This window comes from Pseudomonas sp. KCJK9058 (genome assembly GCF_046230975.1).
GTDB lineage: Bacteria > Pseudomonadota > Gammaproteobacteria > Pseudomonadales > Pseudomonadaceae > Aquipseudomonas > Aquipseudomonas alloputida.
Window position 1 is genome coordinate 1 of sequence record NZ_JBJJLR010000025.1, and the last position, 12,733, is coordinate 12,733.

Sequence of the window (12,733 nt, forward strand, 5' to 3'; positions counted from 1 at the left end):
CGGCATCAAGGATGGCCACCAGGGTCACCCGCGGGAAGTGGTGGCCCTTGGCGAGCATCTGGGTGCCGACGAGGATGCTTGGCTGGCCGCGCTGGATGGTGCTGAACAGGTTGTGCATGGCGTCCTTGCGCGCCGTGCTGTCGCGGTCCACGCGCAGGATCGGGTAATCCGGGAACAGCACCTTCAGGCGCTCTTCGGCGCGCTCGGTACCGGCACCGACCGGGCGCAGGTCGACGTGGTTGCATTGCGGGCACTGGTGCGGCAGGCGTTCGTCATAGCCACAGTGGTGACAGCGCAGCACGCCGGAGCGCTGGTGCACGGTCATGCGCGCATCGCAGCGTGGGCATTCGGACAGCCAGCCGCAATCGTGGCACAGCAAGGTTGGGGCAAAGCCGCGGCGGTTGAGGAACACCAGCACTTGTTGGCCAGCTTCCAGGGTCTGTCGGATAGCCTGCTGCAGCGGGCCACTGATGCCGCTGTCCAGTGGCAGGCTCTTCACATCAAGGCGCAGCATGCGCGGCGGGCGTGCCCCCCCGGCGCGTTGGTTCATACGCAGCAGGCGGTAGCGGCCGGTCAGGGCGTTATGCAGGGTTTCCAGCGACGGTGTAGCGGAGCCGAGCAGGATCGGGATGTTCTCCTGGTGAGCGCGTACCAGCGCCAGGTCGCGGGCGTGGTACCGCAGGCCTTCCTGCTGTTTATAGGAGCCGTCGTGCTCTTCGTCGATGATGATCAGGCCGGGGTTTTTCATCGGCGTGAACAATGCCGAGCGGGTGCCGATGATGATATCGGCCTCGCCGTCCCGTGCCGCCAGCCAGGCATCCAGGCGTTCGCGGTCGTTCACCGCAGAGTGCAGCAGGGCAATGCGCGCGTTGAAGCGTTGCTCGAAGCGCGCCAGGGTTTGCGGGCCGAGGTTGATCTCCGGGATCAGCACCAGCGCCTGCTTGCCGGCTTCCAGGGTTTCGCGGATCAGTTGCAGGTAGACCTCGGTCTTGCCACTGCCGGTGACGCCGGCCAGCAAGAACGCGCCGAAACCGCCAAAGCCCTCGCACACGGCGTCGAAGGCATCGCGTTGCTCTTCGTTGAGGGGGAGTTCCGGCTGTGCCAGCCAGTGCTCATGGCGCAGGGCCGGCAAGTGGCGGCGCGTCTCGATCTGCACCAGATCCTTGGCCAGCAGCAGGTCGAGGCTGTCCTTGTTCAGGTTGAGTTTGGCCAGCAGGCTGTGGGCCACGCCGTGCGGGTGCTGGGCCAGGGTCTTGAGGGCGTCGCGCTGGCGCGGCGCGCGGGCGATGCGCGGGTCCTCCAGGCGTGCGCCAGGGGCTATGTGCCAGAAGCGTTCCTGGCGCATTTCGGCGGCTTCACCCTGGCGCAGTAGCGTGGGCAGCGCCCAGCTCAGGGTATCGCCCAGGCTGTGCTGGTAGTACTGGGCGGTCCACAGGCACAGCTTGAACAGCGACGCGGGGATGGGGGACACCGGGTCGAGCAGGGCAGTGGCCGGCTTCAGTTTGTCGGCGGGCACTTCGCTCTGCGTGCACACCTCTATCAGCACGCCGATCATTTCGCGGCGGCCAAAGGGCACGCGGATGCGCATGCCAGGGGTCAAGGTCTGGCGCGCCATGCTCGCCGGCGCCTTGTAGTCGAACAGGCGCCGCAGCGGAGAGGGCAGGGCAAGGCGCAGGATGACGTCGGACACGCGGAAAGTCTCGGAGGGCGTTACAAGGACTGGCGAGCCTAGCAGACGACGGTCGGTGCAAGCGACATCTTGCGCTGACGGTGTGCTCTGGTATTATTCGCCGCCTAATTACGTGCGGTATTCAACAATTGGTGTTGGGTGGCGGCACGCAGCTCGAGGAAGTGACCATGAAAGAAGGTATCCACCCGAACTACGAAGTAGTTGCAGTCACCTGCAGCTGCGGTAACAAGTTCGAAACTCGTTCGACCCTGGGCAACGTCCTGTCGATCGACGTTTGCAACCTGTGCCACCCGTTCTACACCGGTAAGCAGAAAGTTCTGGACACCGGTGGTCGCGTACAGAAGTTCGCCGATCGCTTCGGCATGTTCGGTGCCAAGAAGTAATCATGCGCAGGGCGAATCCTTCGGGCTTCGCATTGTTGCTGAAGAAGGCGTCCCTTGTGGGCGCCTTTTTTGTGGGCGTTATCTGGCATTTCCCGGTCCTGGCGTTCTGCCCACAGCCGGATAAGCCCCAATGGGTAGCGGTACGACAGGTGGTTGATGGCGACACCTTGCGTCTGGTCGATGGCCGCAGTGTGCGGCTGATCGGTATCAATGCCCCGGAAATAGGCCGCAAGGGGCGTACCAGTGAGCCCTATGCCGAAGCTGCCAGGCGGCGATTGCAGGCCTTGGTAAAGGCCAATGACGATCGTGTCGGGCTGGTGCCTGGTATTGAAGGTAAGGACAAGTACGGTCGCACACTGGCGCACATCTACAGCCGCAATGGCGACAATCTGGAAGCACAATTGCTTAGCGAGGGCTTGGGCTACCGCGTGGCCATTGCCCCTAATGTGCGTTTCAGTGGTTGCCAGCAGCTTGCCGAACAAGTAGCGCGCCAGGCTGGCGTTGGCCTGTGGCGGCGTTCGCCCGTAGTGGCTGCAAGCGATGTCAGGCAGTCAGGTTTCGCTGTTGTGCGTGGTCGTATCGAAGGCATCGAGCGAAATCGTGGTGGGGTCTGGCTTACCCTGGGCGGTACCCTGGTACTGCAGGTTCCCGCTCGTCTGCAGCGCAACTTCCCCGCCAGCTTCTTCGATAATCTCAAGGGACGCCAGGTCGAAGCGCGCGGCTGGGTGCTGGATCGTTCCCGCAGGGGTGGCCTCAAGCCCGGGCAGCGACGTTGGGTGTTGCCATTGACCGATCCAAGCATGTTGGAGCGCATTTCAGGTTAAAAGATGTAGACATTTCGCTACGAGATTGTACACACTGTTGGTCGTATGCCCCCGTGGGTTGTAGCGTAAAGTCGTAGGCTAAAGGCCTTGACACAAGTGACCGGCCAGTCTTGTGGCTCCCCGGCTCTTTGCGTATCCTCGGCGGTCCGTCAGAACAGTAAATAGCGGAATGCCCACCATGTCAGACCTGAAAACCGCCGCTCTCGAATATCACGCTCAACCTCGTCCGGGGAAACTGAGCGTTGAACTCTCCAAGCCCACTGCCACCGCCCGTGACCTCGCCCTGGCCTACAGCCCAGGTGTTGCAGAGCCGGTGCGCGAAATTGGCCGTGATCCAGAGCTGGCTTACAAATACACCGGCAAAGGCAACCTGGTTGCGGTGATTTCCGATGGCACTGCCATCCTCGGTCTGGGTGACCTCGGCCCACTGGCTTCCAAGCCGGTCATGGAAGGCAAGGGTGTTCTGTTCAAGCGTTTCGCCGGTATCGATGTGTTCGACATCGAAGTCGAATCGGAAAGCCCGCAAGCGTTCATCGACACCGTTCGCCGCATTTCGATCACCTTCGGTGGCATCAACCTTGAAGACATCAAGGCGCCTGAGTGCTTTGAAATCGAACGTACCCTGATCGAACAGTGCGACATCCCGGTGTTCCACGATGACCAGCACGGTACTGCCATCGTGACTGCCGCCGGCATGATCAACGCCCTGGAAATCGCTGGCAAGAAACTGGAAGACGCCAAGATCGTCTGCCTGGGCGCCGGCGCTGCTGCCATTTCCTGCATGAAGCTGCTGGTAAGCATGGGTGCGAAGGTCGAGAACATCTTCATGATCGACCGTAGTGGCGTGATCCACGCTGGCCGTGACGACCTGAACCAGTACAAGGCGCAGTTCGCCCACGCGACCGACAAGCGCACCCTGGCCGACGCCCTTGACGGTGCCGACGTGTTCGTAGGTCTGTCTGGCCCGAACCTGCTGAGCCCGGAAGGCCTGAAGTCGATGGCTGCCAACCCGATCGTGTTCGCCTGCTCGAACCCGGACCCGGAAATCTCGCCAGAGCTGGCGCACGCCACTCGCAACGACGTGATCATGGCGACCGGTCGTTCCGACTACCCGAACCAGGTCAACAACGTACTGGGCTTCCCGTTCATCTTCCGTGGTGCTCTGGACGTTCGCGCCAAGCGTATCAACGAAGAGATGAAGATCGCTGCCGCTATCGCCCTGAAAGACCTGGCCAAGCTGCCAGTGCCGAAGGAAGTTTGCGAAGCCTATGGCGTTGAAGGCCTGGAGTTCGGCCGTGAGTACATCATTCCGAAGCCGCTGGATGCACGCTTGATCACCGTCGTTTCCGATGCTGTGGCCAAGGCTGCCATCGAATCCGGCGTGGCTACCCTGCCATATCCGAAGCACTACCCGCTGACCAGCGTGGATGAAGTGTTCAACGGCTGATTGCCGCAAGCGACATAAAAAAGCCCCGGCTCGCATGAGCCGGGGCTTTTTGTTGGGGCTTGGGAATGTGTCAGGGCTGCAAGGTGTTCGTCAGGGCACTTGTGGCGCCTATCAGATCGAGCGCCGCCCGCGCGGCGCATCGCGACGCCGCTCCCGCATTTGTTGCAACGTGGCTATGTCTGTGAGGCCATGGTTGTCAGCCTTGCTGGCGTGACTGGATTTGGAGGTGGGCATTGATGCCGCCCCGCCTGTCTCAAGGCATGCACCCAGGTGGGCAACCATGGCCTGGCAGGTTCGGCACGTTGCAGCAGATGTGGGAGCGGCGTCGCGATGCGCCGCGCGGGCGGCGCTCGATTCACGCGCCCACGCAAAACCTGAGTCAGGCGCCCTGCCTTAGAACAGATCCATCGGCGTCGCTTCATCGGCTGGCAGCGGGCTGCCCGGTGCCGCGCCATTGCCCAGCTCGTCCACTGACGGCGGCGAATCTTCGGCTTTGAACAGCTCGAAGTAGGCATTCGGTGTGCTCGGCGATGCCGCGCGCCCGCTGACCGGGTCGACGCGCAAGCTGAGAATGCCCTCCGGCTCTGCCGGGGCATGCGCAGGCTTGTCCTTGAGCGCCGCGCCCATGAAGTTCATCCAGATCGGCAGTGCCGCAGTCCCGCCATATTCGCGGCGGCCGAGGGTTTCCGGTTGGTCGAAGCCGACCCAAACGGTAGTCACGTAATCGGCGTTGTAACCGGAGAACCAGGCGTCCTTGGATTCGTTGGTCGTACCCGTCTTGCCCGCCAGGTCGGTGCGGCCCAAGGCCAGCGCCCGGCGGCCGGTGCCGCGCTTGATCACGTCCTGCAGCATGCTGGTGAGGATGTAGGTGGTACGCCCGTCGATGATCTGTTCGGCCACTGCCGGCGCTTGCGGTGCCGCGGCCACCTGGCTCAAGGCAGAAGGTGCTTCGCCCGGCATGGCCGCAGTGCTGATTGGCTGCTCGGGTGCGGCCAGGCCCGCCTGGTCTTGGGCACCTTGCGGTACGCGGGCCGGGTTGGCGGTGAACAGTGTCTCGCCGCTGCGGCTCTCGATGCGCTCGATCAGGTACGGGGTGATCTTGTACCCACCGTTGGCAAAGGTGCTCCAGCCGGTGGCGATTTCCATCGGGGTCAGGGTGGCGGTGCCCAGGGCCAGCGACAGGTTGCGCGGCAGGTCCTGCTTGTTGAAGCCAAACTTGGCGATGTAGTCGATGGTGCGGTCCACGCCCATGGCTTGCAGCAGGCGGATCGACACCAGGTTACGTGACTTGTACAGCGCCTCACGCATGCGGATAGGGCCGAGGAAGGTGTTGGTATCGTTCTTTGGTCGCCACACTTTATCCACCGACTCGTCAACGAACACGATCGGCGCATCGTTGACCAGGCTGGAAGCGGTGTAGCCGCTGTCCAGCGCGGCGCTGTAGATGAAGGGTTTGAAACTCGAGCCCGGTTGGCGCTTGGCCTGCACGGCGCGGTTGTAGTTGCTCTGTTCGAACGAGAAACCGCCGACCAGGGCGCGGATGGCGCCGTTGTTCGGGTCGAGGGTGACCAGGGCACTCTGCGCAACGGGCACCTGGCTGAACTTCAATGTGCCATCGTCAAGGCGTTGCAGGCGCACCAGGTCACCGACCTGGGCCACGTCGGCCGGCGATTGCGGTGAACGGCCCTGGGCGTTGTTGTTGATGAACGGGCGCGCCCATTTCATGGTGTCCCAGGCAACCTGCGCCTCTTGGCCGTCACGGGTCAGCACCTTGAGGCCGGTGTGTTCCACCTGGGTGACAATGGCTGGCTCCAGGCCGCCAAGGGTGCGTTGCTTGCCCAGCTCCTGCAGCCAGGCTGCGTGGGTGCGGCCCGGGAAGCGTGCTTCAGGGCCACGGTAGCCGTGGCGCTCATCGTAATCGGAGAGGCCCTTGAGGACGGCCTTGTTGGCCATTTCCTGCATGTCGCTAGGCACGGTGGTCGTGACGCGGAAGCCTTCGGTGTAGGCGTCGCTGCCGTAGCGGCCGACCATTTCCGCGCGGGCCATTTCGGCGATGTACGGGGCATTCACCTCAGGCGTCGGCACGTGATAGCTGGCGTTGAGCGGCTCGGCCAGGGCGGCCTCGTAGCTGGCCTGGTCGATCTTGCCTAGCTTGTACATGCGCCCAAGGATCCAGTCGCGGCGCTCTTTGGCGCGCACCGGGTTGGCCAGCGGGTTGAAACGCGAAGGTGCCTTGGGCAGGCCGGCGATCATCGCCATCTGCGCCAGGCTCACGTCACGGATGGACTTGCCGTAATACACCTGTGCTGCTGCATCGATACCGTAGGCGCGGTTGCCCAGGTAGATCTTGTTCACGTACAGCTCAAGGATTTCGTCCTTGGTCAGCTCACGCTCGATCTGCAGGGCCAGCAGGATTTCGTTGGTCTTGCGTGAGAAGCTGCGTTCGCTGGTGAGGAAGAAGTTCTTCGCCACCTGCATGGTGATGGTGCTGCCGCCGGTCTGGATATGACCGGTTTTCACCAGCTGGGTCGCGGCGCGCATCAGGCTGCTGGGGTCGACACCGTAGTGGTTGAGGAAATTGTCGTCCTCGGCTGACAGCAACGCCTGAATGAATTGTGGGGGGATTTCCGCGAAGCGGATCGGCGAGCGGCGCATTTCGCCGAATTCGGCAATCAGCTTGCCATCGCTGCTGTACACCCGGAGGGGGATCTGCAACTGGATGCTTCTGAGGGACTCGACCGAGGGCAGGCTGGGGCTAAGATACAGAAACGCACCGCTCACACCGAGTACGAGCGCGCAGATGACTGCGACGGAAGACCACCAGAAGAACTTCAGCAGACGTATCAAGGCTTTTCGGTGTCCAGGTTGGGAGTGGATTGCACGCAGGTCCGGTGGACCAAAAAACGCTGGGCATTATAAGCATTTTTCGCCTCTCCGGGTGACCGGCCAGGCTACCCGTCGACTCGATGAGTAGCCCCGGCTCAGTGTTGCCGCGGGGGTTGCGACAGGTGGCTGCGCTTGGCAGCTGCAACAGACAGCAAAGGAGTCGCGATGTTTGGACGCTTCGGCAAGGATGCCGGTTCACTGGTGGGGGTGGAAATCACGCCCGACGCCGTTCGGATAATGCAACTGCAGCAGCGCAATCGACGCTGGCGTGTGATGGGGTCGGCACAAGAGCTGTTTCAGGCGCCGCTGGCCGATGACTGGGCTGAGGCGCCTGGGGAAGTGGTGGCTGCGCTGCAGCGCGCTTACCGGCGCAGCGGCCTCAGGCAACGCCGGGTCGCGCTGGCACTGCCGGCCAGTCAGGTTATCTGCAAGTTGTGCCATCTGCCGGTGGAGCAGAGCGGGGCGCAGTTGGAGGCACAACTGCTTGCCGATGCAGAGCGGCTGTTTCCGTTTCCGCTGGAAGACCTGGCCTTGGATTTTCAGGTCATGGGGGCTTCCCATGACCAGCCAGGTTGCTCAGAGGTAATGGTTGCTGCCTGTCGACAGAGTGCGCTGGCGTCACTCGAAGCCGTCGTCGAGGAGGCGGGCTTGCAGTTGGAAGCCGTCGAGGTCGACACCATTGCCTTGTGCCGCATGTTGCCACAGGGTGGCCTTGAGGGAGCAGCGCTGCTGCGTGTCGAAACCCGCAGCGTAACGCTTCATGACTGGCAGCCGGGCAGGGTGTACCAGCGTTCTGAACTGCAAACGACTGGCCCGGATATGAACGGGCAATGGCCAGAGCGCCTGCAGGCTTTACTTGCCAGGCAGAGCCTGCCTGCGGGGTTGTGGGTTGCCAGCAGCTCATCGATCAATCCGGGCTGGCTGCAAGGCCTTGGCAGCCGGCTGAATGTGCGGTGCACGTACCTGCCTGGGCTGGCAGGGCTTGAGCATGTTGATGGGGCGATGCTCCTGGCCTGCGCCTTGGCCTTGGGAGGTTTGCGCCCATGATGCGACTGAACCTTCTGCCCTGGCGCGAACGGCAGCGTCAGGCGGCGCTGCGGCGCTTTCGAGGCCAGCTGGTGGGTGGTGCACTCTTGGCTTTGTGCGCCGTGATGCTGGTCGATCAGCTGGCCCGCCAACGCGGGCATCAGCAGGTGCTGGCCAATACCCAGCGCCAAGCGACCCTTGATGCACAGGATGAGCAGTTGCATTCGCTGGCCGACGTGCGTGCGCAGCATGAAGCGCTACTCGCCCGTGCGGTGGCCCTGGAAGGCCTGCGCGCCCATCAGGGTGTATTGGCCGGTGTCTTCGCCGACCTTGAAGGGGCGTTGCCTGAAGGTGTGCAGCTACTTGACCTGAGCCTTGATAGTGGCCGCTTGCAGATGACAGGGGTGGCTGCGTCCGGTGCTGTGGTTGCTCAGTTCATGCGCGACTTGAACCGCTCGAGCGTTTTGCTCGATCTGGAACTCAAACGCATCAAGAGCCTGCCGGACGGCGATGAGTTTCTGCTGACCGCTCGCGTTGCGGCGTTCTGGTCGTGAGTACTGCGCAGATGCTCGCTTGGCTGGCGGTGGTCGAGGGCTCAGGGCGCTTCCGACGGCTGGCGCCAGTGCTGGTGGCTGTTGTGTTGTTCAGCCTGGGCTGCGCGATGCGCCTGCCCGCCCTGTTGCAGCAGCAGGCGCGGGAGGATGCCAGGCATGTCGAGTTGAGCCAGCTGCAGGCAGCCAGTGCATCGCAGTTGGCCGAACTGGAGCGGCTGAAGGCTCTAACGGTGATTGCCGAACAGCGGTTGCAAGCGGCGCACTGGTACCTGGCGGCCGGGGAGAGCATGAGCGACCTGCTTGAGCGTCTGGCAGTGTCGGGGCGTGCGCACGGCTTGCTTGTCGAGCGCCTCGATGTAGGTGAGGGCGATCAACAGGCCGGATTCAGTAAGGTACCGCTGGTGGTGCAAGTGGTAGGGCGTTACTCGGCCTTGCGGCTGTGGCTGGGCGACTGGTTAGGGCAGGCACGGATTCTGCGCAGCGGTGACATGAGCCTGGCAACCGTTGATCGCCAGCCTGGACTGTTGCGCCTGCAGTTGCGGGTTGATGCCTATCACGCGGCTACGCCCCTGAAAGCACCTGCAATGCTGGCGGACCTGCCGGCAAGGGCCGCAATGGCTGCACCTGAAGTGGACCCGTTTGCGCCGGCTGCTGCACGAGTGGCCAGTGCCGGGCTGGTCGGCGTGCCGTTGGCGCAGCTGGAAATGGTCGGCAGCCTGGCGCGCGGGGCGGCACGCGAGGCACTGCTGATGGCGGCTGGCAAGCTCTATCGCGTACGCCCGGGCGACCGGGTAGGGCGTGATCAGGGGGTAGTGATGCATATAGACCAACGTCAGGTCGAAGTGCGTGAGCGGCTGTTCATGGCGGGGGTATGGCACGAGCGCACGGCGTTCATCACCCTCGCCAAGCGCCTGGGCAAGGAGGCCTCGGACCCGAATGAAAACGTGGATGAAATACCTGCTGGCAACCCTGCTGTCGATCCCGCTGGCTTCGGCGACGCCTTACCAGGGTGAACCCCTGTCGCTGAACTTCCAGGATGTAGAGGTGCGTGCGGTGCTGCAGGTGCTGGCTGACTACGCCGGCGTCAACCTGGTCGCCAGTGATGCGGTACAAGGCAGCGTCACTTTGCGTTTGCAGGACGTGCCGTGGGATCAGGCGCTCGACCTGGTGCTGCGCAGCAAGGGCCTGTCCCGGCGCCAGGAGGGCAATGTGCTCTTGGTGGCGCCTGCAGCCGAGTTTGCCGCGCAATCGGCAGACGCCCGGGTGAGCCAAGTGCTGGACGCGCAGCTGCAGCCATTGCGTCGGGAGCTGCTGACCATTCACCACGCCAAGGCCGCCGATTTGGCGCAGTTGCTGCTGGCAAGTCTGGAGGGTGGCGGCATCTCCACGGGTAGCCTGAGTGTCGATGAGCGCACCAATACGCTGGTGGTGTACCTGCCCGCTGACCGCCTGGCCGAGATGCGCCAGTTGGTGGCGCAGTTGGACGTGCCGGTGCGTCAGGTAGCGATCGAGGCGCGTATCGTTGAGGCCAACGTCGATTATGAGAAAAGCCTGGGTGTACGCTGGGGTGGGCCGCTGTACGGCGAGAAACTGCGGCCCGGCAAGGAGCTGTTCGTCGACCTCGGTCTGGAGCGAGCCGGCAGCAGTATCGGCCTGGGTCTGTTGCGCGGTGACGTGTTGCTGGATCTGGAACTCAGTGCCATGGAAAAAAGCGGCAACGGCGAGATCATTTCGCAGCCCAAGGTGGTCACGGCTGACAAGGAAACGGCGAGGATCCTCAAGGGTACCGAGGTGCCTTACCAGGAAACCAGCCAAAGCGGCGCTACCTCGGTATCGTTTCGCGAAGCCTCGCTGTCGCTGGAAGTAACGCCACAGATCACTCCGGACAACAAGGTGATCATGACCGTCCGGGTGACCAAGGACGAGCCGGATTACGTCAATGCCTTGAACAACGTACCGCCGATCCGCAAGAACGAGGTCAATGCCAAGGTTCGTGTGGCTGACGGCGAAACGATCGTGATCGGTGGCGTCTACTCGACTTCGCAAAACAATGTGGTCGACAAGGTGCCATTTTTCGGCGATCTGCCGTATGTTGGGCGGCTGTTTCGACGCGATGCATTACAAGAGAAAAAATCCGAGCTGCTGGTCTTCCTGACTCCGCGTATCATGAGTGACCAGGCGATTGCTGTGAGTCGTTGATTCTGTGCGAAATTTGATACTTGTGGGGCCCATGGGCGCTGGTAAAAGCACCATCGGACGCCTGTTGGCCAAAGAGCTGCGCCTGCTGTTCAAGGATTCCGACAAGGAAATCGAACTGCGATGCGGCGCAAACATCCCGTGGATATTCGACAAGGAAGGCGAGCCGGGTTTCCGTGATCGCGAGCAAGCGATGATTGCCGAGTTGTGCGCGCTCGACGGTGTGGTGCTGGCCACCGGTGGTGGCGCGGTGATGCGCGAAGCCAACCGGCAGGCGCTGCATCAGGGTGGCCGGGTGATCTACCTGCATGCTTCGGTCGAGCAGCAAGTCGGTCGCACCGCGCGCGACCGCAATCGCCCGCTGCTGCGCACAGCCAATCCGGAGGCGACCTTGCGCACCTTGCTGGAAACCCGCGACCCGCTCTACCGCGAGATCGCCGACCTGGTGGTTGAAACCGACGAGCGGCCACCACGCATGGTGGTGATCGATATTCTCGAGCGCTTGCAGCAGTTGCCGCCCCGTTAACCCGGGACTATTCTCGGCCTCCAGCGCCGAGGCGAGGCTCAACGTTACCGCGCAGGTCGCCGGATGGCGCCGCGCCCAAGTACATTGTGGGGATACATGCAGACACTAAAGGTCGACCTGGGCGAGCGTAGCTACCCGATCTACATTGGCGAAGGCCTGCTGGACCAGCCTGAGCTGCTGGCACCGCACATTGCGGGTCGGCAGGTAGCCATCGTTTCCAACGAGACCGTCGCGCCGCTGTATCTCGAACGCCTGAGCAAGGCCCTCGGAGCCTACTCGGTACTGCCAGTGGTGTTGCCCGATGGGGAAGCCCACAAGAACTGGGAAACATTGCAGCTGATCTTCGATGGCCTGCTGACAGCTCGGCATGATCGTCGTACTACTGTGGTCGCGCTTGGTGGTGGCGTGATTGGTGACATGGCTGGTTTCGCAGCCGCCTGCTACCAGCGCGGCGTCGACTTCATCCAGGTGCCGACTACCCTGTTGTCCCAGGTCGACTCTTCCGTGGGTGGCAAGACCGGCATCAATCATCCGCTGGGCAAGAACATGGTCGGTGCGTTCTATCAGCCCAATGCGGTGCTGATCGATACCACCAGCCTCAAGACCCTGCCAGCGCGCGAGCTGTCCGCAGGTCTGGCCGAAGTGATCAAGTACGGCCTGATTTGCGACAAGCCGTTCCTCGCCTGGCTCGAAGACAATATGCAGGCACTGCGTGCCCTCGATTCGGCAGCCCTGACCGAGGCCATCCGCCGCTCTTGCGCGGCCAAGGCCGCAGTGGTGGGTGCTGACGAGCGCGAGTCGGGCGTACGGGCCACGCTGAACCTGGGGCATACCTTCGGGCATGCTATCGAAACCCACATGGGCTATGGCGTGTGGCTGCACGGCGAGGCTGTCGCGGCGGGCACAGTGATGGCCCTGGAAATGTCCATGCGCCTTGGCTGGATCGACCAGGCTGAGCGCGATCGTGGAATCCGCCTGTTGCAGGACGCAGGTTTGCCGGTGGTGCCACCACAGGAAATGACCCCGGCGCACTTCATGGAGCACATGGCGGTCGACAAGAAGGTGCTCGACGGTCGTTTGCGTTTGGTGCTGCTGCGCCAGATGGGCGAGGCCGTGGTGACCGACGACTATTCGAAAGAGATTCTTCAGGCCACGCTGTCGGCGGATTACCGCGCGATCGTGGCCCAGCTTTGAGGTTGTG

Annotated in this window: 11 protein-coding genes; 9 read left to right on the top strand and 2 right to left on the bottom strand. The window is 62.8% G+C overall.

What is annotated here, in order from left to right; genetic code table 11:
* On the bottom strand, nt 1–1,690 hold a 1,690-nt coding region (locus ACK59Z_RS14795), incomplete at its 3' end, for a primosomal protein N' (protein WP_409293329.1).
* A gap of 167 nt (nt 1,691–1,857) precedes the next feature.
* Between ACK59Z_RS14795 and rpmE the strand changes: the two genes are divergently transcribed.
* The 3 genes from rpmE (at nt 1,858) to ACK59Z_RS14810 (ending at nt 4,344) form a co-directional block, all read left to right on the top strand.
* Nucleotides 1,858–2,073, top strand: a complete 216-nt coding sequence (gene rpmE, locus ACK59Z_RS14800) for a 50S ribosomal protein L31 (protein WP_003249127.1) — start codon at nt 1,858–1,860, stop codon at nt 2,071–2,073.
* A 2-nt stretch (nt 2,074–2,075) separates the two neighbouring features.
* Nucleotides 2,076–2,897, top strand: a complete 822-nt coding sequence (locus tag ACK59Z_RS14805) for a thermonuclease family protein (protein WP_108190493.1) — start codon at nt 2,076–2,078, stop codon at nt 2,895–2,897.
* Nucleotides 2,898–3,075: 178 nt separating this feature from the next.
* Nucleotides 3,076–4,344: a malic enzyme-like NAD(P)-binding protein gene (locus tag ACK59Z_RS14810; protein ID WP_003249133.1), complete on the top strand. Its 1,269-nt coding sequence runs from the start codon at nt 3,076–3,078 to the stop codon at nt 4,342–4,344.
* 393 nt (nt 4,345–4,737) lie between these two features.
* Here the strand turns inward: ACK59Z_RS14810 and ACK59Z_RS14815 are convergent, their stop codons facing one another.
* Nucleotides 4,738–7,188, bottom strand: coding sequence for a penicillin-binding protein 1A (locus ACK59Z_RS14815; RefSeq protein WP_374755163.1), 2,451 nt, complete (start codon nt 7,186–7,188; stop codon nt 4,738–4,740).
* A 207-nt stretch (nt 7,189–7,395) separates the two neighbouring features.
* Between ACK59Z_RS14815 and pilM the strand changes: the two genes are divergently transcribed.
* The 6 genes from pilM to aroB all read left to right on the top strand — a co-directional run bounded on the left by pilM (nt 7,396) and on the right by aroB (nt 12,726).
* Nucleotides 7,396–8,277: a type IV pilus biogenesis protein PilM gene (pilM, locus tag ACK59Z_RS14820; RefSeq protein WP_108190492.1), complete on the top strand. Its 882-nt coding sequence runs from the start codon at nt 7,396–7,398 to the stop codon at nt 8,275–8,277.
* Complete coding sequence (locus ACK59Z_RS14825) at nt 8,274–8,810, top strand: PilN domain-containing protein (RefSeq protein WP_108190491.1); 537 nt, start codon at nt 8,274–8,276, stop codon at nt 8,808–8,810. Before pilM ends, ACK59Z_RS14825 begins: the two co-directional genes overlap by 4 nt.
* An 11-nt stretch (nt 8,811–8,821) precedes the next feature.
* Complete coding sequence (locus ACK59Z_RS14830) at nt 8,822–9,823, top strand: pilus assembly protein PilP (protein WP_108190490.1); 1,002 nt, start codon at nt 8,822–8,824, stop codon at nt 9,821–9,823.
* Complete coding sequence (locus tag ACK59Z_RS14835; RefSeq protein WP_019752678.1) at nt 9,747–11,009, top strand: type IV pilus secretin PilQ; 1,263 nt, start codon at nt 9,747–9,749, stop codon at nt 11,007–11,009. Before ACK59Z_RS14830 ends, ACK59Z_RS14835 begins: the two co-directional genes overlap by 77 nt.
* Nucleotides 11,010–11,013: 4 nt before the next feature.
* Nucleotides 11,014–11,532 (top strand): shikimate kinase AroK, encoded by a 519-nt coding sequence (gene aroK / locus ACK59Z_RS14840; RefSeq protein ID WP_010955625.1) that lies wholly within the window; start codon nt 11,014–11,016, stop codon nt 11,530–11,532.
* 96 nt (nt 11,533–11,628) lie between these two features.
* Entirely contained in the window at nt 11,629–12,726 is a 1,098-nt protein-coding gene (gene aroB, locus ACK59Z_RS14845; protein ID WP_003249149.1) for a 3-dehydroquinate synthase, read from the top strand.
* Nucleotides 12,727–12,733: the final 7 nt, after the last annotated feature.

Coding starts and splice junctions, on each gene's coding strand:
- rpmE (WP_003249127.1), top strand. CDS start 1,858: ATGAAAGAAGGTATCCACCCGAACTACGAAGTAGTTGCAGTCACCTGC.
- ACK59Z_RS14805 (WP_108190493.1), top strand. CDS start 2,076: ATGCGCAGGGCGAATCCTTCGGGCTTCGCATTGTTGCTGAAGAAGGCG.
- ACK59Z_RS14810 (WP_003249133.1), top strand. CDS start 3,076: ATGTCAGACCTGAAAACCGCCGCTCTCGAATATCACGCTCAACCTCGT.
- pilM (WP_108190492.1), top strand. CDS start 7,396: ATGTTTGGACGCTTCGGCAAGGATGCCGGTTCACTGGTGGGGGTGGAA.
- ACK59Z_RS14825 (WP_108190491.1), top strand. CDS start 8,274: ATGATGCGACTGAACCTTCTGCCCTGGCGCGAACGGCAGCGTCAGGCG.
- ACK59Z_RS14830 (WP_108190490.1), top strand. CDS start 8,822: ATGCTCGCTTGGCTGGCGGTGGTCGAGGGCTCAGGGCGCTTCCGACGG.
- ACK59Z_RS14835 (WP_019752678.1), top strand. CDS start 9,747: ATGAAAACGTGGATGAAATACCTGCTGGCAACCCTGCTGTCGATCCCG.
- aroB (WP_003249149.1), top strand. CDS start 11,629: ATGCAGACACTAAAGGTCGACCTGGGCGAGCGTAGCTACCCGATCTAC.